Origin of the sequence: Pseudomonas saliphila (genome assembly GCF_008638345.1) — a bacterium.
In the GTDB taxonomy this organism is placed as follows: domain Bacteria; phylum Pseudomonadota; class Gammaproteobacteria; order Pseudomonadales; family Pseudomonadaceae; genus Halopseudomonas; species Halopseudomonas saliphila.
In genome coordinates, this window is record NZ_VTVA01000020.1 from 1 (window position 1) to 25808 (window position 25808).

20 protein-coding genes and 1 tRNA gene are annotated in these 25808 nt (G+C 60.0%); 13 read left to right on the forward strand and 8 right to left on the reverse strand.

From position 1 onward, the window contains the following. Positions 1-97: 97 nt before the first annotated feature. Positions 98-1648: a nitric oxide reductase transcriptional regulator NorR gene (norR, locus tag FHK95_RS17315; RefSeq protein ID WP_150305898.1), complete on the reverse strand. Its 1551-nt coding sequence runs from the start codon at positions 1646-1648 to the stop codon at positions 98-100. 233 nt (positions 1649-1881) lie between these two features. Between norR and hmpA the strand changes: the two genes are divergently transcribed. After that, positions 1882-3060, forward strand: a complete 1179-nt coding sequence (gene hmpA, locus FHK95_RS17320; RefSeq protein ID WP_150305899.1) for an NO-inducible flavohemoprotein — start codon at positions 1882-1884, stop codon at positions 3058-3060. 78 nt (positions 3061-3138) lie between these two features. On the opposite strand, the gene FHK95_RS17325 is transcribed toward hmpA, so the two are convergent. The 7 genes from FHK95_RS17325 to FHK95_RS17355 all read right to left on the reverse strand — a co-directional run bounded on the left by FHK95_RS17325 (position 3139) and on the right by FHK95_RS17355 (position 11784). Further along, positions 3139-3516 (reverse strand): GreA/GreB family elongation factor, encoded by a 378-nt coding sequence (locus FHK95_RS17325; protein ID WP_150305900.1) that lies wholly within the window; start codon positions 3514-3516, stop codon positions 3139-3141. Between the two features lie 275 nt (positions 3517-3791). Then, complete coding sequence (locus FHK95_RS17330) at positions 3792-5168, reverse strand: APC family permease (RefSeq protein ID WP_150305901.1); 1377 nt, start codon at positions 5166-5168, stop codon at positions 3792-3794. After that, positions 5152-5967 (reverse strand): SAM-dependent methyltransferase, encoded by an 816-nt coding sequence (locus tag FHK95_RS17335; RefSeq protein WP_235906820.1) that lies wholly within the window; start codon positions 5965-5967, stop codon positions 5152-5154. Before FHK95_RS17335 ends, FHK95_RS17330 begins: the two co-directional genes overlap by 17 nt. Positions 5968-6332: 365 nt before the next feature. Next, positions 6333-6406, reverse strand: a tRNA-Gly gene (locus FHK95_RS17340). A gap of 179 nt (positions 6407-6585) precedes the next feature. Next, on the reverse strand, positions 6586-7584 hold the full coding sequence (locus FHK95_RS17345) for an LLM class flavin-dependent oxidoreductase (protein WP_150305902.1): 999 nt from the start codon (positions 7582-7584) through the stop codon (positions 6586-6588). Positions 7585-7957: 373 nt separating this feature from the next. Beyond that, the gene (locus tag FHK95_RS17350) at positions 7958-10261 is read right to left on the reverse strand and encodes an EAL domain-containing protein (protein ID WP_178114834.1); all 2304 of its coding nucleotides are present in this window, start codon (positions 10259-10261) and stop codon (positions 7958-7960) included. Between the two features lie 35 nt (positions 10262-10296). Further along, on the reverse strand, positions 10297-11784 hold the full coding sequence (locus tag FHK95_RS17355; protein WP_178114835.1) for a tetratricopeptide repeat protein: 1488 nt from the start codon (positions 11782-11784) through the stop codon (positions 10297-10299). A 444-nt stretch (positions 11785-12228) separates the two neighbouring features. On the opposite strand from FHK95_RS17355, the gene flhA reads away from it, so the two are divergent. The 12 genes from flhA to FHK95_RS17415 all read left to right on the forward strand — a co-directional run bounded on the left by flhA (position 12229) and on the right by FHK95_RS17415 (position 25761). Further along, positions 12229-14349, forward strand: a complete 2121-nt coding sequence (gene flhA / locus FHK95_RS17360; RefSeq protein WP_150305948.1) for a flagellar biosynthesis protein FlhA — start codon at positions 12229-12231, stop codon at positions 14347-14349. Between the two features lie 31 nt (positions 14350-14380). Continuing rightward, the gene (gene flhF, locus FHK95_RS17365) at positions 14381-15727 is read left to right on the forward strand and encodes a flagellar biosynthesis protein FlhF (protein ID WP_150305905.1); all 1347 of its coding nucleotides are present in this window, start codon (positions 14381-14383) and stop codon (positions 15725-15727) included. A 148-nt stretch (positions 15728-15875) separates the two neighbouring features. Continuing rightward, positions 15876-16703, forward strand: a complete 828-nt coding sequence (fleN, locus tag FHK95_RS17370) for a flagellar synthesis regulator FleN (RefSeq protein WP_150305906.1) — start codon at positions 15876-15878, stop codon at positions 16701-16703. 23 nt (positions 16704-16726) lie between these two features. Next, positions 16727-17437: an RNA polymerase sigma factor FliA gene (locus tag FHK95_RS17375; protein WP_150305907.1), complete on the forward strand. Its 711-nt coding sequence runs from the start codon at positions 16727-16729 to the stop codon at positions 17435-17437. Positions 17438-17590: 153 nt separating this feature from the next. Beyond that, on the forward strand, positions 17591-17968 hold the full coding sequence (locus FHK95_RS17380; protein WP_178114836.1) for a chemotaxis response regulator CheY: 378 nt from the start codon (positions 17591-17593) through the stop codon (positions 17966-17968). Positions 17969-17986: 18 nt separating this feature from the next. After that, the gene (locus tag FHK95_RS17385; protein WP_150305909.1) at positions 17987-18778 is read left to right on the forward strand and encodes a protein phosphatase CheZ; all 792 of its coding nucleotides are present in this window, start codon (positions 17987-17989) and stop codon (positions 18776-18778) included. Positions 18779-19100: 322 nt separating this feature from the next. Beyond that, the gene (locus tag FHK95_RS17390) at positions 19101-21335 is read left to right on the forward strand and encodes a chemotaxis protein CheA (protein ID WP_150305910.1); all 2235 of its coding nucleotides are present in this window, start codon (positions 19101-19103) and stop codon (positions 21333-21335) included. A gap of 31 nt (positions 21336-21366) precedes the next feature. Continuing rightward, positions 21367-22467 carry a protein-glutamate methylesterase/protein-glutamine glutaminase gene (locus FHK95_RS17395; protein ID WP_150305911.1) on the forward strand — a complete coding sequence of 367 codons (1101 nt, stop codon included), beginning with the start codon at positions 21367-21369 and terminating at the stop codon, positions 22465-22467. Further along, the gene (locus FHK95_RS17400; protein ID WP_150305912.1) at positions 22467-23207 is read left to right on the forward strand and encodes a flagellar motor protein; all 741 of its coding nucleotides are present in this window, start codon (positions 22467-22469) and stop codon (positions 23205-23207) included. The genes FHK95_RS17395 and FHK95_RS17400 overlap by 1 nt, the downstream gene beginning before the upstream one ends. A 1-nt stretch (position 23208) precedes the next feature. Further along, positions 23209-24054 carry a flagellar motor protein MotD gene (motD, locus tag FHK95_RS17405; protein WP_150305913.1) on the forward strand — a complete coding sequence of 282 codons (846 nt, stop codon included), beginning with the start codon at positions 23209-23211 and terminating at the stop codon, positions 24052-24054. A gap of 92 nt (positions 24055-24146) precedes the next feature. Beyond that, a complete protein-coding gene (locus FHK95_RS17410) occupies positions 24147-24941 on the forward strand; it encodes a ParA family protein (RefSeq protein ID WP_150305914.1) in 795 nt (264 codons plus the stop codon). 31 nt (positions 24942-24972) lie between these two features. Beyond that, on the forward strand, positions 24973-25761 hold the full coding sequence (locus FHK95_RS17415) for a CheW domain-containing protein (protein WP_150305915.1): 789 nt from the start codon (positions 24973-24975) through the stop codon (positions 25759-25761). Positions 25762-25808 lie beyond the last annotated feature (47 nt).

A 25808-nucleotide genomic window follows, 5' to 3' on the forward strand; every position in this document is an offset into this window, starting at 1 on the left:
TGAACCATAGAATCTCCCACGGGGTCGTGCGGTACGCAGCTCGCAGTGGTATCGCGAAGCAGAATAAACAGCAGCATCAGTGTCCGCTTGGTACCCCTCATATCCCCAGCCTCTTTCTCAACCGCGAAAAATTCCCTCGGTCCATACCCAATTCCCGTGCCGCTTTAGCCTGATTATTATCGTAACGTTCCAGTGCGTCTCGGATCAGCTCGGTCTGAAACTGGTCGGTGGCCTGGCGTAGCGTTATGCCCGGCTCTGCGACTGCAGTTGCACCAGGCATTGCAGGCAACGATTGAGCGTCTGCAGGCGCGCGCGAGGCTCCCAGGTCCAGCACATCCGCTGTGATACTCAGCACCCGTCGGCTGCCATCCTGCCCCGCCTGAACCTTGAGTACGGCCCGGCTTATCAGATGCTCAAGTTCGCGTACGTTGCCTGGCCAGTGGTAAGCGAGTAACGCATCCCGGGCTGATGGATCGAGCCTGAGGCCCCGCAGGCCAATCCGTCGCCTGTTCTGTTCGAGAAAATGCCCGGCAAGCAGCAGTGCATCTTTCTGTCGGCTGCGTAAACTCGGTACCTCGATCGGATAGACGCTGAGCCGATGATAGAGATCGGCGCGAAAGCGCCCCTCAGCGACTTCTTTATGTAGATCCCGATTGGTGGCAGCGATGATCCGCACATCCGCCTGCAGATGACTGTCGCTGCCGACTCGCTGGATCTCTCCGCTCTGCAGGGCGCGCAACAGTTTTGGTTGTACCGTAAGCGGCAACTCGCCGATCTCATCGAGGAACAGCGTTCCGCCCTGCGCGAGCTCGAACTTGCCCACCCGACTCTGCACTGCACCGGAAAACGCGCCCTTGGTGTGCCCGAAGAGTTCGCTCTCGACCAGATTCTCCGGCAGTGCAGCGCAGTTCACGTAAATCAGAGGTGCTTGCGCACGCGTGGAGCGTGCATGCAGGCGCCGGGCGACCAGCTCCTTGCCGACGCCAGTTTCGCCGGTAATCAGCACGGCGAGATCTGACTGGGCGACCATCTCGATTTCCTGCTCCAGCTGCTGCATCGCTTTGCTGCGGCCAATCAGCTCCTGCGGGCCGTGCTCGGAAACCAGTGCCTGGGTCATCAGTTGATGGTGTTCGGCGCGGCGCTCCAGCTGGCTGGTGAGCTCGGCGACATGAATTACGGCTTCGGCCAGCCGTGCGATGAAGCGTAGGCTTTCGGGCTCGACCTGATCAAAGGCGTTGGGGTTTCGCGCATCCAGCGTCAGCACGCCCCAGGGTGAATGGTTCAGGCACAGCGACACGCCCAGGCAATCATGCACGTGAAGATCGCCCGTCACCTCGCTTAACAGACCGTCATAGGGGTCGGGGAGCGGCGAGTCTGAAGGAAACCTCACAGGTTCATGGCTGAGTAAGATCCTTGCCAGCCGCGGATGAGAATCCACAGCAAAATGCCGGCCAAGCGTGTCGGTGCTCAGGCCGTCGACCGCCAGCGGGATGAGCTCGGTGCCGCGCAACTGCAACAGTGCTGCGGCATTGCAGGGCAGGGTCTGCCGAACGGCTTCAAGCAAGCGCCGGAATCGCTGTGCCGGAGGTTGATCCTGGGCAAGCTCGGCAATAAGTCGGAGCAGAGGGCCAGAAGCGACTGTTGTCATAAGAACGCGCCCCGTTGTCGTTTTAACATGAATTATGTGTTGTTGTTTGGACAGCACGGCTCGGCAGGCGTGCGGAGCCGCGGCCCCGATCTTTGGCATGGTAAGTGCTTCATTCCTTTATCCATAAAGGAGCCTGGAGCGGCTCTGCGCCATTTGTGAGCGAGATATCAGTGTTACATCTCCTCGCGCAGTAGCGTCCAGGCCCCACCTATATTCGAGCCAAGAGAGAAACCATGCTGTCACAACAAAGCAAAGATACTATCGCTGCAACCTTGCCCGCGGTGCAGGAGCACGCGACGACCATCACCTCGGTTTTCTACCCGCTGATGTTCGAGCGTTATCCGTGGGTGAAGGATTACTTCAATGAAGCGCACCAGCGTCAGGGCACTCAGGCCCAGGCACTGGCCAATGCCGTGATCGCCTATGCAGCCAACCTTGATCGGCTGGAAGCCCTGGGCGACGCGGTATCGTTGATCGTACAAAAGCACGTATCGCTGAATATCCAGCCCGAGCATTACCCGATTGTCGGCGAATGCCTGCTGGCGGCCATCAAGGAAGTACTGGGCGACGCCGCTACCGATGAGGTGCTGGGCGCATGGGGTGAAGCCTATGGCCAACTGGCAGATATTTTCATCGGTGCCGAAGAGCAGCGCTACCAACAGAACGAACAGATAGCTGGTGGATGGCGTGGCGAGCGCAGTTTCAGGATCGAGCGCAAGGAACAGGAGAGCGACGTTATTACCTCGTTCTATCTGGTGCCTGCCGATGGTGGCGCGCTGATGGACTTTATCCCGGGTCAGTTCACCTGCGTGGTGGTGACCATCGACGGGCGCATCAGACGTCGGAACTATTCCCTGTCAGACCGTCCAGGCGTGGGCCATTACCGCATCAGCGTCAAGCGCGAGTCCGAAGGCCATGTATCGAACTACTTGCATGAGCAAGTGCAAGTCGGCGACGAGGTAATGCTGACTGCGCCGAGCGGCGACTTTGTGCTCAATCAACAACAACGGCCTTTGGTGTTGCTGACGGGCGGGGTAGGCATCACGCCGGCAATCAGCATGCTGCAGCCTGCGCTGGAAAGCGGTCGGGACGTGCACTTCCTGCATGGCGCGATGAATAGCCGCTCCCACGCTTTCCGAGAGCATGTGAACGCACTGGCGGAGCAGCACGATAACCTCAGCATCCGCTATGTTTACAGCGATCCGTTGCCGGAGGACGAGGCGCATGGCACTGGCTTCTTCGACCGCGACATGCTTCGTGAGATGCTGCCGAGCGGGCCGGACGTCGACGTCTATTTTCTCGGGCCCAAGCCCTTCATGCAGAACTGTCGCAAGCTGTTGAGCGAGCTGGGCGTGCCTGAAGAAAACCAGCGCTACGAGTTCTTCGGTCCGCTGGAAGACTTGCCTGTCTGAAAGCCGTGATTGAAAACCAACCTCGGCTGATGCCTTGTCCGGTCATATACTCATGACCGGACAAGGCATAGGGTGGGTTCATTCAGTGGGCTGCTTCACTTCCACAACCAGTAACCGATATCCCGCGCTATAACTGGGGATATTCAGCACTTCGCCTGCTTCGGCGCACAGCAGAACCGAGCCGACTGGAGAAAATATCGATATGCGGTTCTCCCGCGCATCACTTTCGCCATGCCCGGTCAGCTCTACTTCCAGAAAGCCTTCGTTCTCCATATCCAGCAACTTCAATTTGCTGCCGATTCGCGCCTTGCGTGCCAGACCTCGCGGCCCGTCATGATCGAGCTGATCGAGCTTGCCAATGACCATGGCTAACTCGCGTGGGCCGATCGTCGACCAGCGAAGGTCTTGCTGAAATGACGCCTGGGGCGCTTCGACGGTGTAATTATGCAACGTCATGTGAACTCCTGGACGCAACAATGCCGCGGCTGAATATGCCGCATTCAAACACGAGGATTACCGCCGGGTACGGCTGAACCGCCCCGGCTCAGGCCAGGAAGGTGGAAGGTGCTTTGAACATGCGGTGGTGGCTGTTTTGCATAGGAACTCCGTGGTGCCGATGACGCAGGACGCAACCATAAGCCATTGCAGAATAAAAGCAACCGCAGTCCGGCGGGCGGTGAAGATCAAGCAACGCTCCTGGTCCAGACTCGCGCCCGGCCGCTCCCGGCGAGCTATGAGCGTCGGCGCAGCATCAATAGCGGCAGCCCCGCCAGCAACACCAGCAACCCCACCAGAGCACCGGGACCGGCATACAGCGTGCTGGACCACAGCAGCCCCAGGCAGGTTGCCGCAAACAGCAATGGCAGCAAGGGATAGAGCGGCACCTTGAATGGGCGAGCCCGATCAAGATCACGTCGGCGCAGGACAATCACGGACAGCGCCGTCATCAGCATAAACAGCCAGAACACCGGCGCGGTGTAGGCCACCATGGTGCTGATGCCATCCTTGCTCAGGGCACCAAAGACGATCAGCCCCAGGGTGATCAAGCCTTGCAGCAACAGCGCCCGGACGGGCGTGGAACCCTTGTCGTTCCAGGCCCCGAGTACCGACAGGCCAGGTACGTCCCGCCCCAGGGCATAGTAGACGCGCGCGCCGGTCATGATACTGGCGTTGATGGTACTCAAGGCCGCCAGGCAGACCATTACGCTGAGCATGGCAGCCGCCAGGGGACCGGCAATGATACGCATCAGTTCTGCGCCTACCGCCTCGACGCCACGCAGTCCTTCCAACCCGAAAATGTTCAGATAGGCCAGGTTCGCCAACACATAGACCAGGCTCACCACCACCACCCCGATCAACAACACGCGGCGCACATTGCGCTGCGGGTCGCGCAGTTCGCCCGAGAGATAAGCCGCTTCGTTCCAGCCACCGTAGGTCAGCAGCACGAATACCATGCCCATACCCAGAGCGCCGGCCGGATTCCCATCCAGGGGTCCCGATGCCGCGGTCTCGACAGCGGGTTCAGCCAACCTCGTATCGCTAAGCGCTGGCTCGACCATTAGCAGTCCGGCACCGATCACGCCTGCCAGCACCGCCACAGTCAGACTGGTGAAAAGGATCTGTAGACGCTTGGAATCACCAGTGCCGTGCATATTCAGTGCGGTGAGCGCTACCACCGCGACGGCTGCATGTAGCGCGGGCCCCCAATCGCCAAGCGGTAGGAGCTGCTGGGCATATTCGCCGAATATGAACGCCACCGCAGCGATGGAACCGGTCTGTATCACGGTGCCGCGCGCCCAGGCGAACATCAGCCCGACCCCCGAACCCCAGGCGCGCTGCAGATAATGGTATTCGCCCCCGGCATCCGGGTAGGCCGACCCCAGTTCGGCATAACAGAGCGCGCCCACCAGCATGATCAGGCCACCACACACCCACATGCCCATGTAGAGCGCAGGGCTGGCTGCATGCTGCGCCACCAGCGGTGGAAAACCAAAAATACCGATGCCGATGACCACGCCGACCAGAACCGCCACGCCATCCAGAACGGAAAGGCTGCTGCGGGGTGCGCCCAACGCTGCGTCGGAGCTGTCCTCAGAGGCGCTCGGCATGCCAACCCTCTGCGTCGGAGCCATCTGCTGCCACGATACGGTCGTCCTCCACCTTGCCCACGTACTGATCGAGACCTATGGCAAAGCGAATCTCATCACCCTTGAGCGACGCATCGGTAACGGCTATGTCACTCCCATCCCGATCTGCACTGGCATGCAGTTGCTGGTAGTTCTGTTGCAGCATCAGCGTTGCCTGCTCACCGTCAGCCATCGTCAGCTGCCAGCGGCCACCTACCTGCGCCGGCACAATCCACAGGTAAATCCTGGCTCCATTGACCGTGTCGAACTCATCGGGCTCCCAGGGGCCCATGTCAAACGAATGGGAAACGATCCGCGTACCCGGCGCCATGGTCTCGAGAATAACCGGCCGTAACCGGGCATTCACGGTGCTGAGCAGATACATACTCAGCACCGTCGCGTCTGACAGATCCTTCTCGAACAGGTTGCCTTGCTCAAAGGTGGTGCGATCGGTAACGCCCTCTCGCTCGGCGTTGGCGCGCGCTTTGGCCACTCTCTCGGGGTCCAGATCGATACCACGGGCGTCTTGCACACCAAAATCACGGACAGCTGCGATGACGATACGGCCATCCCCTGAGCCCAGATCGATCAGATGATCATCGGGTTGCACATCGGCCATCTCCAGCATGCGGTGAACGACGTCAGGCGGCGTGGGGACATAAGGCACATCCAGCCGAGGTGCCGCGGTCAGGCTACTGGCAAAAATCAACAGGGAGAGTGCGAAGGTCATGCTGGCGAAACGGCCGTGCTGGGCGCGTGAGGTATGAGCAGAGGGAATCATGCAGATCTCCATCAGTCAGGTTGCTGGCAGGATCCGTTCGATACCTTGATCACGAGAAACAGGCGCTGCGGTATCGAAATGAGCCGAAGTGAGCCGCAGAAAAGCATGCCCCAGTCCATGGCGCCCATGCATCCCCGCTGATTTTTCGATACCGCCAGGCCTTGCTCAGTTCCCGCGTTATAGCGCGGATCGTTTCAGGAGCTTTGTATGGTGAAACCGTTTTTTTGGGGTTGCTATACACGAGGCTATACACGGCCAGCAACAGTAGAGGAGGCAGGCAAGGGCAGTCAGAGGCCAGAAAGCCTTTTAGATCAGGGGCTTGCGAGGTGTTAAAGGGAAGAAAGGGGGAGGGGTAAACAAGCAATTGGAGCGGGTGAAGGGAATCGAACCCTCGTCGTAAGCTTGGGAAGCTTCTGCTCTACCATTGAGCTACACCCGCGTGCTGCGCATTCTAAGCAGTTGTGCCAGTGTGGGCAAACACCTTCGGAAGTTATTTTTGCTGGCCGCAATCTGTCGCTTTGCAGCTGCCCTGTTTGCCCTGGCTGGAAAGGTTATGACGGTGGACGAAAAAGGGCGCCGCCTGGAAAGTGCGGCGCCCTGGGCCAGCTGAGCCGCTGTCTACAGAGTCGACGCGACTTTCATCAGGCGCTGATAGCTGTCGCGTCTCAGCTGCTGGTCATAGATTGAACTGGCAACGATGAGTTCATCGGCCTGGGTGCGCTCCAGCAGTTCCTCAAGCTGTTGGCCTACGGTTGCTTCATCGCCCACCAATGTGCCGGCCAGGGTCGCCAGTACGCTGTGTTTCTCATGCGGCTGCCATAGCGCTTCCATGTCGTCGACTGGTGGCGGCAATGGGCCGGGATGCCCGCGAATCAGATTCAGAAACGCCTGCTGATGGGAGGTCGAAAGCATCTGCGCCTGCTCTCTGCTGGATGCAACATAGGCGTTGATGCCCAGCATCAGGTGCGGCTTATCCAGCGTTTCTGATGGCTCGAAGTGCTCACGGTAGGTGTTGAAGGCCGCATACATATAGTCGGGAGAGAATTGTCCCGCGAAGGCGAAGGGCAATCCCAGCTGTGCGGCCAGCTGCGCGCTGAAGGTGCTGGAACCCAGCAGCCAGAGCGGAACCTTGAGCCCGGCACCGGGCACTGCACGCAGGCGTTGGCCCGGCTCGGGTTCTGCGAACAGATGACGCAGTTGGTCCAGCATCTCGGGAAAGTCGCTGCCGTCACCACGGCCGCGTCGCAGCGCCTGGGCGGCTACCTGGTCGCTGCCCGGCGCGCGTCCCAGGCCGAGATCGATCCTGCCGGGGTAGAGTGATTCAAGCGTGCCGAACTGTTCGGCAATCTGCAGCGGTGCGTGATTGGGCAGCATGATGCCACCGGAGCCGATGCGTATGCGTTCGGTGCCGGCGGCCAGGTAACCCATGACCACCGAGGTGGCGGCACTGGCGATACCCGTCATGTTGTGATGTTCTGCCACCCAGAAGCGTTTATAGCCTTGCTGTTCCGCATGGCGGGCCAGCGCAAGGCTGTTATGTAACGCTTGCCTGGGGCCGGATCCCTCAGTGACAGGACACAAATCCAGAATCGACAAGGGTACGACGGGGGACGGCATAAACTACTCCTGCATTTCAGTGGCGCTCAGCATAGGATTGCCGGGCGCTGCTATCAATGCTTGGATCCTTATGCCGCTGAAGGTTCCAGCCTGCTAGGGTCTGTTGCCGTTTCATCGCGAGCCGCGCTGCTGTGTCAAATGGCACCAGGCCGGGCGGCGGTCCGCAAGGCGCGGGACGCGGGTAATGGTTGTTCCCTTGCCAAGTCCCGCAACGCCGCATGGCGTCATTTGCCACGCAACCCGTAGGGACGGGGCCCGTTTAGCGCAGTACTGCGTTACTCGTCGCTCATTGGAACAACCAAATTACACTCCTCGCGCCTTGTTCTGCACCAAACGGGCCTCCGTCGCGGCCGCGATGAAACGGCGACAGACCCTAGACCAACTCCACTTCAGTGATCAACGCTCCAGCGGGCATCCCGATATAGGCGCCCTGAGCGAAATCGATGCCCAGTGCCCGCACCTGTTCCAGAATCTCCGGGTTATGCACATATTCCGCCACGGTGTGAACGCCCATCTCCTTGGCTGACTGAACGATGCCGCGGGTGAGGGTAAGGGCGTCTTCGCTGTCGCCCAGACGACTGACCAGACTGCCATCGATCTTGATCAGATCAATATTAAGCCGCAGCAGGTGCTCGAAGTTGGAGTAGCCGGTGCCGAAGTCGTCGATGGCGATACGCGCGCCCATGGCTTTTACCTTGTCGATAAATTCGCGTACCTGGCTGTAGTTCTCAATGCCCTGGGATTCCAGGATTTCGAAAATGACCCGGTTGGCCAGTTCATTGCCGTCGAGTTGCTGGAGGATGAAGGTGGTGAGCTCGGTATCGAGCAGATCTTCGCAACACAGGTTTACCGAGAAGTCGTACCGGCTGTTGGCAAAGCGCTGGAAGCACTGCTCAACCATCGCCCGTGTAATGAAGCGGTACAGACGAATCTTCTTGGCGATTGGCAGAAACTGTTCGGGGCTGAGTGGGTCGCCGTTAATGTCGATCATGCGTGCCAGGCATTCGAATTTTTCGATGCGCCCGGTGCGCACGTCGAGGATAGGCTGGAAGAACGGAACGATGCGGCCCTCGTCCAGCGCATTTTTCAGGCGATTGGCCCAGATCAGATTCTGTTCGTAGCCTTCGCGCACCCGATTAGCCGGGTCATACACGAAGTAGCTGAGCCGGTTCAGGCGCGCCAGCTTGAGTGCCATGCTCGCCGATGGCAGCAACTGCTCGCCGTTCAGGCGCGAATTGTCAGGCTGCACCGTACTGGCGGCGCCGATGGTGGCATTCAGCGGAATATCGTGACCTTGCCAGGTGATGTCCATCAGGGTAATGAACTTGGCCACCTCTTCCAGGCGTGGGGGCAGGGACGCCGGGGCGTGGTGCCCTGGAATCACTATTGCCATTTCGTCGCCCGGCATGCTGTACAGGCTGCAATTGCGCCACGCCGCCCGACTGGCCATGAAGCGCTGCAAGGCTTCGGACAGCTTGATAATGACGTGGTCGCCGCATTCGTGACCGTAGAAATCATTGACCTGTTTGAAGGCGTCAAGATTGAGCAGCAGCAGGGCGGCCGAATCGGTCTTGCGCAGATCCTCCAGCAGCTTCTCGCGGTTCGGCATTCTGGTCAGCGAGTCGGTATAGAGGTTGCTCAACTGACGCAGTGTGCCGGCGATGATATAGAGCACCAGGCCGGCCAAAACCAAGAATATGATGCCGATGATCGCTGCGATGCGCATATTGCGGTCGCGCATCGGCGTCAGGGCTGCATCGATTTCTGTCTTGGGCACGCCGATACCGAACACCATGCCCGCTACGGTTTCGGAGAAGAACAATGCGTATTGCTCGTCGTTCACTGTTAGCGACATGCGCTGCATGGGCGAGGCGATCAGCGGGCTGGCAAGGATGTCCGGCGGCTGGATGCGAATGGTCTGCTTGTGCAGTTCGCTGCGGGAAATCGCGTCCATCAATTGCTGCGCACGCCTGACATCATCGGCTCGCGACAGGCTGGACAGGTTGCGATTATCCGAATCGATCAGAAATGAGAAGGTGCCTGGGGTTACCTCGACGCGACTGACCATACGAATGATCTCATCGGCTCGCCAATCGGTGGAGGCCAGACCAATCACCTGCTGCTGTTCGTCGCGGATGGGTGTGCTGAGACTGACCACCACCTTCTCGGTACTCGAATGGTAGTAGGCAGGGCTCCAGTAGAAGCGCGTACCCATGGCCCACAATCGATCGTCGGGCGGCTGAATCTGTGCATACCAATCGCGCTCTGCGAAATCAGTGTCGTCACTCACGATTTCCAGCTGGTTGCCGACCTTGAATCCATACACGGCAAAGGGGCCCGGCTGATAGGCGTCAGGCTGAAACCAGATGCCGCCGCCGCTGACACCTTCGACATCGCTGAGCGTCTGCGCCAGCGCGTCCTCCAGCTCCTGCCTGTTATGCCGGCCAGTGAGCGACTGTTGCCTCTCGAAAAGTTGGCCCACGCGCGCCAGTTCGCGGGTGTTCTGTTCCATCAGCCGATGATGGGCATTGATGCGATCCAGATTGGCATGGAAGGTGTCGGCGATCTGGTGCTGGCGCAGTTCCGACATGGTTTTCTGAGCGAAATCCAGGTTGAGACTGGACATGAGCCACATGCCGATGATGAAAAGGCCGACCAGTAGTGAAAGCACTATCATGATCGACCGCTTGACCGGAGTCATTCCTTCGACTCTCACGAACGTCTGCCTCGCATGTCCGATTGGACTCGTTGTTGCCCGAGCTGGAGTTGTTCAGGCGTCAGGGTATTGGCGATTCGCTCAAGGTGCGAGCGGGCGCGGGTTTCGCCATTGAGCATGGCTTTGCTGAGCCAGATATAGGCTTCGAGCGCCTCCTGGTCATCTGGCGAGCCCTGGGCGTAGCTCATACCCAGATTGTACTGGGCCTCGGCCGATTGCTGGGCCGCGGCGCGCTTGAGCCACTCCCGTGATTTGTTGGTATTGGGTTGCTCCCCGGCACTGTACTGTTCGGCTAGCGCCAGCTGGGCCGCCAGATGATCCTGCGCGGCGGCCTGCTCTAGGTGCTGAAGCGCCTTGGCCATATCAGGTTCAGTGCCCTTGCCTTGCAGATAGGCCTGGCCAGCACGGAAGCGCGCCTCAGCGAAGCCTTGCTGGGCCGCCTGCTCGACCAGCTCCAGCGCGCGCGCCTCGTCGCGCGCCGCGCCTTCGCCTTTAGTGTAGAGATCGGCAAGTAGCAACTGGCCAGGGCCATAGCCTTGTTCGGCGGAGAGTGTTGACCAGTGGATCGCTGCATCGGCTTCATTGCTGATGCGCGCCAGCGAGGCAATATGATGCTGGGACTTGGCATCACCCGCCCGTGCAGCCGACAGGCACGCGCCATGGGCTTCCTGGTAGTTGCGAATGGCAAATAACAAGTAGCAGTTGTTGGCGTGCTTGCGGCTGTCCTTGTCGAGTGTCGATGCTGGCGCGCGCGGTCGAGTAGCCTGCTCAGGTTCGGACTCGGGCTTGGACTCAGGCTCGGGCTGCGTGGTGACCGCTGCAATTTGCGGCTGCGAGACGGTTGGCTCGGGTGGGGTCTTGCGCGGTTCGGGCTGGGGCTCGGTTTCCGGTGTGGCCGGTTGCGGGCGCGCGGCGGGTGTTGCCGGTTCAGCCGGGGTTGGGGCAGGTTGCGTGTCGATAATTGGCGCGGGTTCTGCCACGGAGCTGTCGGTCTCTCCAGCGCCTCGTTGGGCGGTCTTGGGTGCCTGGATGCTCGCCTCTTGCACCGGTGGTTTGGCCGCAGCGCCAGGGGCAGACGCAGCTTTGGCTTGCTCCTGTTCGGGCGCCGATTGGGGATCGCTCATCTTGGAGATAGCCGACACCAGTCCAACCATGAACGGTGGGAAGGGGCTATAGGACTCAGCCGGGCTGTTTTTGGCGAGAGCCTTGTCGACGCGCCGTTCAAACGTGTTGACCTGGGCGTAGCAGGAGTGGCTGTAATCCGCCTTCAGCTGGGCCAGGTTCTCGGCTGAGGGTGCCATGTCAGCATAGCGCTCGCCAACCGCATCACAACGCGCATCCCTTTCACGGGCGACGCGCTGGCGGTGCGGTATATAACGCAGATCTATCGGACGTTCTGCCAGGTAATCGGTCAGCGGATCGATCCTTGGTTGGGCGAGTAGCCTGTCTACTTCCCGGGTACGAGCCTCCTCAGAGGCGTTCATCCCATCAATAAAGTCCGTCAGATTCTGTTTCTGTTCGGCAATAACCTCCGCCGGCTTGGACAGCGGTGTCTGCTGTCCAGGCGTCGTTGCACAGCCTGCAACGCTTAGTGTTATGCAGGCAAATACTGTTCTTGGTATTAAGCGCATCTACTTTCTCTATCCAGTCGGCGTATGCCGTTTTGGTCGCTACCTTGCCGAGAATGTGATCTATCGGGTCCGTTTTCGTTTCGTCGTAAGCGTGCGTTGCACGGAGCACGCAGCCGGGACGTAGAGGCCACAGACCCTAGCATTGAGTGCAAACATTATCACTGCTAGGACGCCCATTTAGTCGGTTGGTTCATATTCCGCAATGTCGAAAGGCCGCCTGACTGGAACGCTTCTTGCGTAAGCGCTTGGTATACCCTTTTTCGCGTCAAATATTTGATCAGGTGCTAGCGCATGGCAGTGGATCGTTCCCAAATGATGAGCAACATGCGAACTGGCCTGGCCGGCCTGCGCCATGGCAGTCTCGGCGTGCCGATTCTGTTGCTGGTCATGCTCGGCATGATGATGCTGCCAGTGCCGCCATTTCTGCTGGACGTATTCTTTACCTTCAACATCGCGCTGTCGCTGGTAGTGCTGCTGGTCTGTGCCTATGCGCTGCGGCCGCTGGATTTTGCCGTTTTTCCGACCATTCTCCTGGTCTCCACCCTGTTGCGACTCGCATTGAATGTGGCGTCCACGCGGGTGGTGCTGCTTTATGGGCATGAGGGCGGCGACGCGGCGGGGAAGGTGATTCAGGCCTTCGGCGAAGTGGTCATCGGCGGCAACTATGTTGTCGGTCTGGTGGTGTTCGCGATCCTGATGATCATCAACTTCGTGGTGGTGACCAAGGGCGCCGGGCGTATCTCCGAAGTCAGTGCCCGCTTTACTCTGGATGCGATGCCGGGCAAGCAGATGGCAATCGATGCCGATATGAATGCCGGAATCATTGATCAGGAGCAGGCCAAGCTGCGACGCAGTGAGGTGGCCCAGGAAGCGGATTTCTACGGCTCGATGGACGGTGCCAGCAAGTTCGTACGCGGTGACGCGGTAGCTGGCCTGATGATTCTGTTCATCAACGTCATCGGCGGTCTGGCGATCGGCATGGCTCAACACGGGCTGTCGTTTGGCGATGCCGGCCGCATCTATGTGTTGCTGACCATTGGTGACGGTCTGGTGGCGCAGATTCCATCGCTGCTGTTGTCGACCGCGGCCGCGATCATGGTTACCCGGGTGTCGACGTCGGAAGACATGGGCGCTCAAGTGCAGCGTCAAATGTTCGCCTCGCCCAAGGCGCTGGGAATTGCTGCGGCCATTCTGGTGCTGATGGGTTCAATCCCCGGTATGCCGCATGTGTCGTTCCTCGGGCTGGGTGCCCTGGCCGCCGCCGGCGCGTACTGGATCGCGAAGAAACAGAAGGACAAGGTTGAGGAGGCGGCTGAAACAGAACGCAAGGATGCTCAGGTGCCGGCGGTTCAGCGCCCGGAAACCCGTGAACTCGGCTGGGAAGACGTGATGCCGGTGGACATGGTCGGTCTTGAGGTCGGCTATCGGCTCATTCCGCTGGTCGATCGCAATCAGGGCGGCCAGCTGCTGGCGCGGATCAAGGGCGTGCGCAAGAAACTGTCACAGGATCTTGGGTTCCTTATGCCGTCGGTGCATATCCGCGACAACCTGGATCTGGCGCCCAACGCCTACCGGGTGACGCTGATGGGCGTCGGTGTGGCCGAAGCCGAGGTGTATCCGGACAAGGAGTTGGCTATCAACCCCGGCCAGGTGTTCGGCGAGATCAAAGGGATCGCTGGCAAGGATCCGGCCTTCGGTCTGGAGGCGGTCTGGATTGAGATCATGCAGCGCGATCAGGCGCAGTCGCTGGGGTATACGGTGGTTGACGCCAGCACGGTGGTCGCTACGCACCTTAACCAGATCCTGCATAAGCATGCCCACGAAATGATCGGCCACGAGGAGGTTCAGCAACTGTTGCAGGTGCTGGCCAAAGCCTCACCCAAGCTGGCTGAGGAGCTGGTGCCTGGGATGATTTCGCTGTCAGGCTTGCTCAAGGTGCTGCAGGGCCTGTTGGAAGAGCAGGTGCCCGTGCGGGACATACGCACCATAGCCGAGGCCATCGCCAACCAGTCGGGCCGGAGTCAAGATACTGGCGCCTTGATTGGGGCGGTACGGGTCGCATTGTCCCGCTCCATCGTGCAAAGCATCGTGGGCCTTGACTCAGAGCTGCCTGTGATCACATTGGAACCCAGGTTGGAACAGATATTGCTACAGAGTGTTCAGAAGGCCGGACAAGGCGCAGAAGATGGCGTCATGCTGGAACCGGGCATGGCCGAGAAGTTGCAACGGTCCCTGGCAGAGGCGGTACAGCGGCAAGAGGTGCAGGGCAAGCCAGCCATCGTGCTGGTAGCAGGCCCCATCCGCGGGATGATGGCCAAGTTTGTACGTTATGCGGCACCCGCGGCCAATGTACTGTCCTATCAGGAAATACCGGACAGCAAGCAGGTCACCATCGTTGCGACGGTGGGCCAACAATGAATACTCAGCACCAGGACAGGTGAGGTCAGCCATGAAAGTGAAACGTTTCTTTGCCGCTGATATGCGTCAGGCGATGAAGTTGGTCCGCGATGAGATGGGTGCGGACGCTTCAATTATCGCCAACCGTCGGGTCGCTGGCGGCGTGGAGCTGACTGCGGCGCTGGATTACGAAGCGCCCCGGCTGACCCCACCGACACCGGGTCTTGATCAGGAACTGAAAAAAACCCAGGAGCGTATCGTCAAGGCGCGCGCCCAGCTGGGTGACGGCGCACAGCCGGCAGATGGCCCGCAGGTTAACCGCCAATTGTTCGGCGAAGCCATGCGCCAGGCCGTCGAGCAGGGCTCGCCCGTTGCCCAGCAGTTGCTGGCACGGCTGCAGAACGAACACGCCGCTGAAGCGCCATCGCAAGAGCGGGTGAGCGCGGCGTCGCACGCTGAATCAGGGGAGAGCGGTATTGGCGCGATGCGCGCCGAGCTTGCCGGACTGCGCGAAATGCTCGAGACCCAGCTGGGCAATATGGCCTGGGGACAGATCAATCAGCAGCAGCCGCATCAGGCCAGTTTGTGGCGCCGGCTGACCCAGCTGGGCCTGCCGGCAGAATTGAGCAAGCAACTGATGGCCAAGGTAGCGGACGTGACAGATATCCGTCAGGCCTGGCGCATGCTGCTGGCGCATCTGGCGCACAGTATTCCGGTGATCCGCGACGATCTGATGGAGCAGAATGGCGTGATCGCTCTGGTCGGACCGACCGGCGCCGGCAAGACTACCAGCCTCGGTAAACTGGCTGCGCGTTACGTGCTCAAGCATGGCAGTCAGCATGTGGCGCTGGTCACCATGGATACTTTCCGGATTGGCGCCCATGAGCAGCTGCGCACGCTGGGACGCATCCTCAATGTGCCGGTGCGGGTGGTCGACGAGCAGAACAGCCTGACCGATGTACTCAAGGAATTTTCTGGAAAACGCATGGTGTTGGTTGATACCGCCGGCATGCAGGGCCAGGATCCACAGCTACGCGGTCAGCTCAATGAGCTGGCGGCACAGGGGCAACGGGTTCGCACACTGCTGGTCCTGGCTGCGACAAGTCAGTACCAGGTGATGAAGTCCGCGTACCATCATTACAAGTCCTGCGGCCTGTCCGGCTGCATCCTGACCAAGATTGACGAGGCTGCCACATTGGGCGAGTCACTGGGTCTGGCTATGCAACACGCTTTGCCGGTAGCCTATATGGCCGATGGCCAGCGCATTCCGGATGATATCTGCCAGGCGGTCGGTCACAAGCTGGTCAGCCGCGCGGTAAGCATGGCAAGCAGTGCTGGCGAAGCGCCGGCAGACGAGGCGATGGCCAATGTGTTTGCGGGTATACTGCACGCAGGTTGAAGAGCCGGTTATGACCTGATGAGCCCGTCCAGACAGGCGGAGCCAGGAATACGAACTGGATGAGTGCCCCGCCAGCGAGCTCGAATCGCGGGGTACGGTTTTTACAGAGTTGCTAATACGCATTCCTATTACAAGGTAATCCACACAGATGGGCAGCAATCATCCGGTTCAGGTTATCGCGGTCACCGGCGGCAAGGGCGGGATCGGCAAGACCAACATATCCGTCAACCTCAGCATGGCGCTGGCGGCGCTGGGGCGCAGAGTCGTGTTGCTCGATGCCGACCTCGGCCTGGCCAACGTGGACGTGCTGTTGGGCATCAAGCCCAAGGCCACGCTCGCGGATGTGCTCGACGGTAAATGTGATCTGCGTGACGTACTGATCGACGGCCCCGGCGGCATCCGCATTGTCCCCGCTGCTTCGGGCGCGGCACGTATGGTCAACCTGAATCAGCAGCAGCACGCGGGGCTTATCCAGGCGTTCAGCGATATCGGCGACAACATAGATGTGTTGATCGTTGATACCGCCGCAGGCATCGGCGACTCGGTCGTCAGTTTCGTGCGCGCCGCTCAGGAAGCGCTTGTCGTGGTATGCGACGAACCAACCTCTATCACCGACGCCTACGCGTTGATCAAACTGCTTAATCGCGACCACGGTATGACCCGCTTCCGGGTGCTGGCTAACATGGTCAACACGCCGCAGGAAGGCCGCACCGTATTCGCCAAGCTGACCAAGGTGACCGACCGTTTTCTGGACGTCGCGTTGCAATATGTTGGCGCGGTGCCCTTTGACGAATCCGTGCGTAAAGCCGTCCAGAAACAGCGTGCGGTTTTCGAAGCCTTTCCGCGGAGCAAGGCCTCCATAGCGATCCGCGGCATCGCGCAGAAGGTTGATTCCTGGCCGTTGCCGGTCAATCCGCGCGGCCACCTGGAGTTCTTTGTAGAACGTCTGGTCCAGCAGTCGGGGACAGGTTCTTGATCGCGTCCGCCAGTGGAGCCCATATGTACAACCGTACCCAATTTGCGTCCGGTCAGCAGGACCGGCTGGTGGAGGAGTTCGCGCCATTGGTCAAGCGCATCGCCTATCACATGCTGGGTCGCCTGCCGTCCAGCGTGCAGGTGGATGACCTGATGCAGGCCGGCATGATCGGTCTGCTCGAAGCCTCGCGCAAATTTGATCATTCCAAGGGCGCCAGTTTTGAAACCTACGCCGGCATCCGCATTCGCGGCGCGATGCTGGATGAGGTGCGTAAAGGCGACTGGGCGCCCCGTTCAGTACACCGCAATACGCGCATGGTCAGTGATGCCATCCGGTCAGTCGAAGCCAGACTCGGCCGTGACGCTAAAGATCATGAGGTTGCGGCCGAATTAGAGATGAGCCTGGAGGGTTACTACGCCATCCTGGGCGACACCGCCGGCAGCAAGCTGTTCAGCTTCGAGGACCTGCTTGAATCGGGCGCGGCGGCCGATGTGCATTCCGAGGGTGAACCCCAGGGCGAACTGGTCGATGACCGCTTCCGTGGCGCACTGGCTGAGGCCATAGAAGGTCTCCCGGAGCGCGAACGCCTGGTCCTGTCGTTGTATTACGACGAGGAGCTGAATCTCAAGGAGATCGGCGCTGTATTAGGTGTGAGCGAATCCAGGGTAAGTCAGTTACACACCCAGTGCGCCGCCCGACTGCGCTCCCGCCTGGTTGACTGGCTAAACGAATAATACGGGGCGGGCCTTCACGAATTGCATGCGACAGGGTGCCACCGCCCTGCGCGGGCCTTTCCTGCTGGATTGTTCTGGCTCAGAAACATGAATCTGCAGAGTGCGAACCTGCACTTTTTACTGGTTTGTACGGAGGTCTACTTGGACAAGAACATGAAAATTCTTATCGTCGATGATTTTTCGACGATGCGGCGCATCATCAAGAACCTGCTGCGCGACCTTGGGTTCACCAATACTGCAGAAGCCGATGACGGCAATACTGCCTTGCCGATGCTGCAGAGCGGCAATTTCGATTTTCTGGTCACCGACTGGAATATGCCGGGAATGAACGGCATCGAACTGCTTCGCGCTGTGCGGGCCGACGAACGCCTCAAGCAGATGCCCGTGCTGATGGTGACTGCCGAAGCCAAGCGCGACCAGATAATTGAAGCCGCGCAGGCAGGGGTAAGCGGTTACGTGGTCAAGCCCTTTACGGCGGTGGCTCTAAAGGAAAAGATCGAAAAGATTTTTGAACGCGTCCAACCGAAATAACTAACCGGGGTATCACTCATGGCATTAAGCAAGGATCCCGGCCAGGCGACTGCTCAGCAATTTGAACACTCCCTTAAGGAACACGCGTTGCAGCTGGTCGATTACCTTGAAAGTGGTAATTTCAGCGAAGCAGTGCTGGTGGTGCACGCCATCAACCAGGCCCGTGATCGCGGGCTCTATCATGAAGTCGGACAGCTCACCCGCGCGTTGCACAACGCGATCGTGAACTTTCAGATTGATACCTCCCACGCCCTCGGCGACCGCGGTGAGGCATCAAGAATTTCCGATGCCTCGGACCGCCTCGATTATGTCGTGCAGCTCACCGACAGGGCCGCCAATCGCACCATGGATCTGGTCGAGAGCAGTGCGCCCATGGTTGCTGATATCGGCCAGGAAGCCGCTGCGTTGAGTGCCGAATGGGCACGCCTGCAGCGCCGGGAAATGGCTGCAGAGGAGTTCCGTGACCTGTCCCGGCGAATTGGCGCGTTTCTGACCCGCACCGAACAGTCCGCCAGCACCGTGTCGACGCAGCTGAATGACATCATGATCGCCCAGGATTACCAGGACCTGACGGGTCAGGTAATCAAGCGCGTTACCACGCTGGTCCATGACGTCGAGGAAAGTCTGGTCAGTCTGGTCCGCATGGCGGGAACGGTTGATCGAATCGCTGGAATCGAGCACGGCGAAGAGGGGCAAGCAAAAAAAGCCCCTGAGAAAGGTGAAGGTCCGCAGATGCATGCCGATACAAGGGAAGATGTAGTGTCTGGACAAGACGAAGTTGATGATCTTCTGTCCAGTCTGGGTTTTTAAGGTCGTAGGGTCTGTTCCCGCTTCATCGCGGCCGCGACGGAGGCCCGTTTGGTGCAGAACAAGGCGCGAGGAGAGAAGTTTGGTTGTTCCAAATGAGCGACGAGTAACGCAGTGCTGCGCTAAACGGACCCCGTCCCTACGGGTTGCGTGGCAAATGACGCCATGCGGCGTTGCAGGACTTGGCAAGGGAACAACCATTACCTGCGTCCAGCGCCTTGCCTGGCGCCATTTGACACAGCAACGCNAGCGCCTTGCCGGGCGCCATTTGACACAGCAACGCGGCTCGCGATGAAACGGGAACAGACCCTAAAGGAGTGGATGCATGAGTTTTGACGCGGATGAGGAAATCCTTCAGGACTTTCTGGTAGAAGCCGGCGAGATCCTGGATCAGTTGTCCGAGCAGCTGGTTGAACTGGAAAACCGTCCGGACGACGCTGATTTGCTCAACGCGATCTTTCGCGGCTTTCACACAGTGAAAGGCGGTGCCGGCTTTCTGCAGCTGGACGCGTTGGTCTCTTGTTGCCATATCGCGGAAAACGTATTCGATATCCTGCGCAAGGGCGAGCGTTCGGTCACAGCCGAGCTGATGGATGTCGTCTTGCAGACCCTCGATTCGGTCAACGGTATGTTTGCCGACGTTCGCGAAGGCCAGGCACCCACTCCAGCCGACCCCGCGCTGCTTGAAGCGCTGGCCGTGCTTGCCAGGCCGGCGGCGGCAACCCCGGACATCGCAGTCAGCGCGTCCGCCAAGCCGGACGCAGCGCCAGTGGCGGCTGAAGTGGCTGCCGCCGGCCAAGGCGACATTACCGACGACGAGTTCGAAAAACTGCTCGATGCCTTGCACGGCGAGGCCGCTGCAAACACTCTCAATGCTGCTCCGCCGGCAGCGGCATCACCGGCCGCATCGGCCAGGGCTGAAAATGATGAGATCACCGACGACGAATTTGAAGCTCTGCTCGACCAGTTGCACGGCGCAGGCAAACCACCGGTTGCGGCGGTAACTGGCGCTTCGAGCGCACCGATCCCGGCCGCGGATGCAACGGATGATGTCATCACCGATGACGAGTTCGAGGCACTGCTTGATCAGCTGCATGGCACCGGCAAAGGTCCGGGCGTCGTGGGTGCCGTGCTGGCCAAGTCCGAGGACGAATCAGCCGTCGACTCGGTGCGGTCCGAGCATATTAGCGACGACGAATTAGAAGCGCTGCTGGATCAGCTGCATGGCTCGGGTAAATCGCCGGGGACCTCCGAAGCTGCAGCTCAAACCAGCACACCAGCGGTGGCCACCTCCGAGCCCGCGTCGCGCCCAGCATCTGCTGCGCCCGCGCCGACGAAACCGGTCGAGGCCGCCGCCGTTAAGGCGCCGCCTGCTGCCGATTCGCATCCGCCAGAAACGACAGTACGCGTGGATACCGCGCGGCTTGACGAAATCATGAATCTTGTCGGTGAGCTGGTGCTGGTGCGTAATCGTCTGGTGCGTCTGGGCGCGAGCACGGGCGGCGAAGAGCTGAACAAGGCCGTCGGCAATCTGGATGTCGTCACCGCCGATCTGCAGTCCTCGGTGATGAAAACCCGGATGCAGCCGATCAAGAAGGTGTTTGGTCGATTCCCGCGGGTGGTGCGCGATATGTCCCGGACCCTCAAGAAAGAGATCACCCTTGAGTTGATCGGCGAGGACACCGATCTCGACAAGAACCTGGTCGAGGCGCTGGCCGATCCGCTGGTGCACCTGGTGCGCAACTCGGTCGACCACGGTGTGGAGATGCCCGACGAGCGCGAAGCGGCCGGCAAACCACGTGTTGGCAAGGTGGTGCTCGCCGCTGAACAGGAAGGCGATCACATTCTGTTGACCATCACCGATGATGGTCGGGGCATGGATCCGGAGGTGCTGCGGCTCAAGGCCGTCGAGAAGGGCATGATGGAGCGCGAGGCGGCAGACCGGTTGAGCGAAAGTGAATGCTTCGACCTGATCCTGGCACCGGGCTTTTCGACCAAGACCGAGATCTCCGATGTATCCGGCCGCGGTGTCGGCATGGATGTGGTCAAGACCAAGATTTCCCAGCTCAACGGCAGCATCACCATTCAGTCGACCAAGGGGCAGGGCACGCGGATCGCGATCAAGGTGCCCTTGACGCTGGCAATCATGCCAACATTGATGGTCATGCTGGCCAACCAGTCATTCGCCCTGCCGCTGGTCAGTGTCAACGAAATCTACAGTCTGGACCTGTCGCGCACCAACGTAGTCGATGGGCAGGAAGTGATCATCGTCCGCGACAAGGCATTGCCGCTGTTTTATCTCAAGCGTTGGCTGATGCCCGGCGCAGAGGACACCACCGGGCGCGCGGCCGCCAGTGTCGTGATTGTGTCGGTCGGTACCCAGCGTGTCGGTTTCGTGGTGGATCAACTGGTAGGACAGGAAGAAGTGGTCATCAAACCACTTGGTCGCATGTTGCAGGGAACCGCCGGCATGTCCGGCGCAACGATAACCGGTGATGGCCGCATCGCGCTCATTCTCGATATACCCAGCCTGCTCAAGCGTTACGCCCGACGCGGTTAACCGCTCGGGGCAGGTACTCAGGGAGAGTTATATGGCGGTGAAAGTACTGGTGGTCGATGATTCGGGTTTCTTCCGACGCCGGGTAACTGAAATCCTGAGCGGCGACCCGCAGATTCAGGTAGTCGGCACGGCCTCGAACGGCCAGGAAGCAATCGATCAGACGCTTGCGCTGCACCCCGACGTCATCACCATGGACTACGAAATGCCGGTCATGGACGGCATCAGTGCAGTCAAGCAGATCATGCAGCGTTGTCCGACAGCGGTGCTGATGTTTTCCTCACTGACCTACGAAGGTGCCCGGGTCAGTCTGGATGCCCTGGACGCTGGCGCAGCGGATTACCTGCCGAAGAACTTCGAAGATATCTCCCGTAACCCGGACAAGGTGCGCCAGCTGCTATGCGAGCGGGTACACGTTCTGGCACGGACCAATCGCCGCTCGCTGGGCTTGAGCAGCTCGCCGCCCGCAGCGACGCCGGCTCGCCAACCGGTTGCGCCGCACTCCGAGGCGCGGCAGCCGCTAACGCCAGCTCGCAGCAATGCGGCTCCCGCGGCCAGCCCCGCACCGCGTCGCAAGAGCTATCGGCTGGTGACCATAGGCACCTCGACCGGCGGCCCGGTTGCACTGCAAAGAGTGCTCACCCAGCTGCCGGCCAACTTTCCTGCGCCGTTGCTGCTGGTGCAGCATATGCCGGCGGCATTCACCAAAGCCTTTGCAGAGCGGCTCGACAAGTTGTGTCGCATCAGTGTCAGAGAAGCACAGGACGGTGACGCGCTGCGCCCCGGTCTGGCGCTGCTGGCACCGGGTGGCAAGCAAATGATGGTGGACAGTCGAGGCTTGGTGCGCATCCTGCCCGGTGACGAGCGCCTCAATTACAAACCCTGCGTGGATATTACCTTCGGTTCGGCCGCCAAGGTCTTCCAGGACAAGGTATTGGCCATCGTACTGACCGGCATGGGCGCCGATGGCCGCGAGGGCGCACGGATGCTCAAGCAGGCTGGCAGTTCAGTCTGGGCACAGGACGAAGCCAGTAGTGTCATTTATGGCATGCCCATGGCCATCGCCAAGGCCGAACTGGCCGACGGCATTTATAGCCTGGACGAAATCGGGCGTTACCTTGCTGAGATTGGCTGATGGATATTCTCAGCATCATCGGGGTTATTCTGGCCTTCGTGGCCATTCTGGGTGGCAACCATCTCGAGGGCGGTCACGTCGCGGCGCTGTTGAACGGGCCGGCGGCGATGATCGTCATTGGTGGCACCCTGGCCGCCGCCTTCATTCAGACGCCGCTGCCGGTATTCAAACGGTCCCTCAGTATTCTGAGCTGGATATTCGTTCCGCCGCGTAACCGTCATCGCGAAGGCATTGGCCAGGTCATCAACTGGAGCACCACCGCCCGCAAGGACGGCCTGCTCGGACTCGAAGCGATCGCCGAGCTGGAGCCGGATGCCTTCGCGCGCAAAGGGTTGCAGCTGTTGGCCGATGGCTGTGAGCCGGAGGCGCTGCGCAGCATACTTGAGGTCGACCTGCTCACCCGGGAAAACCGCGATATGGCGGCGGCGAAGGTGTTCGAGAGCATGGGCGGCTACTCGCCGACCATCGGCATCATTGGTGCGGTAATGGGGTTGATTCACGTCATGGGCAATCTGGCGGATCCCGCGTTGCTTGGCGGTGGCATAGCGGTGGCCTTTGTCGCCACTATCTATGGCGTGGCGCTGGCCAACCTGTTTCTGCTACCAGTGGCCAACAAGCTCAAATCCGTCGTGTTGCAGGAATCCAGTTACCGGGAAATGTTGCTGGAGGGGCTGACCTCGATATCCGAAGGGGAAAATCCGCGCTCCATTGAGTTGAAACTCGAAGGCTTCCTGGACTGATATGCGCCGGCGCAACAAACACGAAAGCGAAAACCACGAACGCTGGCTAGTGTCCTACGCGGATTTCATTACCTTGCTGTTTGCGTTCTTCGTTGTCATGTACTCGATTTCGTCAGTCAATGACGGGAAGTACAAGGTGCTGTCCGATACGCTTGGCGGTGCCTTCAATCAGCCGCAGCAGGTGATCAATCCCATCCAGATTGGCGAGACCACGCCGTTGAGCCTGAGCCCGATTGATGGCCAGGGTGAGCACGATGGTGGCAGTGACGCGGAGAATGACAGCCTCGCGGACATTGCTCAGGCAATGCAGGCGGCCTTTGGTGATCTGATCAGCGCGGGTGAAATAGAAGTACGGGGTAATGAGCTCTGGATCGAAATCGAGCTGAGCTCGGGGCTCCTGTTCCCCAGCGGCGATGCTCTGCCGCTGGATAACGCGTTCTTCCTGACTGAGAAGATCGCCGAGATTCTGGCGCCCTATGACAACCCGATTCACGTGGAAGGCTTCACCGACAATGTGCCGATCAGTTCGCGGCTGTACCCGACCAACTGGGAGTTGTCCGCCGCCAGGGCCGCGAGTGTTGTGCGCATGCTCGCCCACGGTGGAATAGCTCCTGAACGATTGGCTGCGGTGGGCTATGGAGAATTCCGTCCAGTGGCCGATAACACTACAGTAGCGGGGCGACGTGCCAATCGCCGGGTGGTGTTGTTGGTGTCTCGATATACCGAACAGCCCAGCGCTGCGTCGCAGCGGGATCGGCACGGCGTGGAGGATATGCGCACTGCGCGCAGCCGCAGCCTGGCTGATTCCGCGTCGGCGAGTGGTTCTGGCACGGGTTCTGCTAACTAATCCGGTAATTGAAGGATTCTGCATTGACGTTGAAATCGGCGTCAATTTGTCGTCGTAGTCGGGCCGCCATTGGCTCCGGCTCTGGAGGTTGAATGAGAGTCTGGGCTGTAGCCAATCAGAAGGGCGGGGTGGGCAAAACCACCACAGCGGTAGCCTTGGCTGGCCTGCTGGCGGATCAGGGGCAGCGGGTGCTGGTCGTCGATCTCGATCCCCATGGTTCGATGACAAGCTACTTCGGGCACGATCCCGATCGCCTGACCAGCAGCGTATTCAATCTGTTCCAGCACAAGGGGCAGGTCCCCGATGGGCTGGCCGAAGCCTTGTTGCTGGATACCACGCATGAAAACATCCGCCTGCTGCCGTCGAGCACGGCGCTGGCCACCCTGGAGCGGCAATCTGCCGCCCAGGGTGGCTTTGGGCTGGTGCTGTCACGGGCGTTGGCGCAGCTGTGGAATGACTATCAGTTTGTGCTGATCGACAGCCCGCCACTGCTTGGCGTTTCGATGATCAATGCGCTGGCGGCCTGCGAACAGCTGGTGATCCCGGTGCAGACCGAGTTTCTGGCGCTCAAGGGCCTGGAGCGCATGGTCAGTACACTGGACATGGTCAACCGATCGCGAAAGCAGGGGCTGCCCTATACCATCGTGCCCACCTTGTTTGATCGCCGTACCCAGGCCTCGCTGAGCACCCTGCGCTTGCTGCGCCGCGATTATCAGGATCATCTGTGGCAGGCATTCATTCCGATCGACACCAAGCTGCGTGATGCGAGCGTGGCAGGCCTGGTGCCGTCGCGGCACGATGCCAATTCGCGCGGCGTGCTGGCTTATCGCGCCTTGCTGCGGTATCTGCTGGCGCAGTCAATGACGCGCCGGGAGCAGGTGGCCTAATGTTAACCCCGCTACCGCCGATAACTCAGGCATGTCGATGAATAGAAGTACGCCCCTACAGGAATATATCCCCCAGCAAACCATCCAGTGTTATCTGGATGCCTTGCTGCAGGAGGCGGCTGTCGAGCTGGCGCTGGCCGATCAGCCCGAGCTCGAACCCGTACTGCAAGCGCCTGTAAAAGCCGCGGTGCAAGCGAGCGTGATCGCGCCTGAGATAGCGCCGGTTGAGGCAGAGGTGTTGCCGGCTGTTCAGCAGGAGCCTGTTCAGAGCGCACTAGACACCGGCCTGTCAGTTGAATGGCAGACAGTCGAACAGGAGGCTCCGCCACAGGAACCGGTTGCGGTTGCCCAGTCCGAGTGGCGAGAGCGTCCCTTCGAGGCCTTGTTGTTCGATGTTGGCGGTCTGACTCTGGCTGTGCCGTTGGTTTCGTTGGGCACCATTCATTCGCTGGAGAGTGAAATCACGCCCTTGTTTGGTCAGCCTGACTGGTTTCTCGGCATTTTGCCGACGCCGGGGGGCAACCTGAAGGTGCTGGATACCGCTCGCTGGGTGATGCCGGAGCGCTATGTGCCAGAGCTGCAGAATGATCTGCGGTTCGTCATCTCCGTCCAGGGGCATGACTGGGGTATGGCCGTACACGGCGTCAGCCGATCCATCAAGCTGAACCCCGAACAGATCAAGTGGCGCTCGCAGCAGGGCAAGCGACCCTGGCTGGTGGGAACGGTGATCGAACATATGTGTGCACTGCTGGACGTCTCGGCGCTGGCCTCGCTGCTGATCAGTCATGCGCCAGGCGAGCCGGCGAAGCGGCTTGCCTAAGATAAATCATTCGCCCTGCGCAGGGACCACGCGCCGGGTCTTTTACA

Coding starts and splice junctions, on each gene's coding strand:
- FHK95_RS17355 (WP_178114835.1), bottom strand. CDS start 11,784: ATGAACGCCTCTGAGGAGGCTCGTACCCGGGAAGTAGACAGGCTACTC.
- FHK95_RS17350 (WP_178114834.1), bottom strand. CDS start 10,261: ATGATAGTGCTTTCACTACTGGTCGGCCTTTTCATCATCGGCATGTGG.
- FHK95_RS17325 (WP_150305900.1), bottom strand. CDS start 3,516: ATGACGTTGCATAATTACACCGTCGAAGCGCCCCAGGCGTCATTTCAG.
- FHK95_RS17380 (WP_178114836.1), top strand. CDS start 17,591: ATGAAAATTCTTATCGTCGATGATTTTTCGACGATGCGGCGCATCATC.
- FHK95_RS17400 (WP_150305912.1), top strand. CDS start 22,467: ATGGATATTCTCAGCATCATCGGGGTTATTCTGGCCTTCGTGGCCATT.
- fleN (WP_150305906.1), top strand. CDS start 15,876: ATGGGCAGCAATCATCCGGTTCAGGTTATCGCGGTCACCGGCGGCAAG.
- FHK95_RS17330 (WP_150305901.1), bottom strand. CDS start 5,168: ATGCCGAGCGCCTCTGAGGACAGCTCCGACGCAGCGTTGGGCGCACCC.
- FHK95_RS17335 (WP_235906820.1), bottom strand. CDS start 5,967: ATGATTCCCTCTGCTCATACCTCACGCGCCCAGCACGGCCGTTTCGCC.
- FHK95_RS17390 (WP_150305910.1), top strand. CDS start 19,101: ATGAGTTTTGACGCGGATGAGGAAATCCTTCAGGACTTTCTGGTAGAA.
- norR (WP_150305898.1), bottom strand. CDS start 1,648: ATGACAACAGTCGCTTCTGGCCCTCTGCTCCGACTTATTGCCGAGCTT.
- FHK95_RS17410 (WP_150305914.1), top strand. CDS start 24,147: ATGAGAGTCTGGGCTGTAGCCAATCAGAAGGGCGGGGTGGGCAAAACC.
- FHK95_RS17345 (WP_150305902.1), bottom strand. CDS start 7,584: ATGCCGTCCCCCGTCGTACCCTTGTCGATTCTGGATTTGTGTCCTGTC.
- motD (WP_150305913.1), top strand. CDS start 23,209: ATGCGCCGGCGCAACAAACACGAAAGCGAAAACCACGAACGCTGGCTA.
- FHK95_RS17385 (WP_150305909.1), top strand. CDS start 17,987: ATGGCATTAAGCAAGGATCCCGGCCAGGCGACTGCTCAGCAATTTGAA.
- FHK95_RS17415 (WP_150305915.1), top strand. CDS start 24,973: ATGTCGATGAATAGAAGTACGCCCCTACAGGAATATATCCCCCAGCAA.
- hmpA (WP_150305899.1), top strand. CDS start 1,882: ATGCTGTCACAACAAAGCAAAGATACTATCGCTGCAACCTTGCCCGCG.
- FHK95_RS17375 (WP_150305907.1), top strand. CDS start 16,727: ATGTACAACCGTACCCAATTTGCGTCCGGTCAGCAGGACCGGCTGGTG.
- flhF (WP_150305905.1), top strand. CDS start 14,381: ATGAAAGTGAAACGTTTCTTTGCCGCTGATATGCGTCAGGCGATGAAG.
- FHK95_RS17395 (WP_150305911.1), top strand. CDS start 21,367: ATGGCGGTGAAAGTACTGGTGGTCGATGATTCGGGTTTCTTCCGACGC.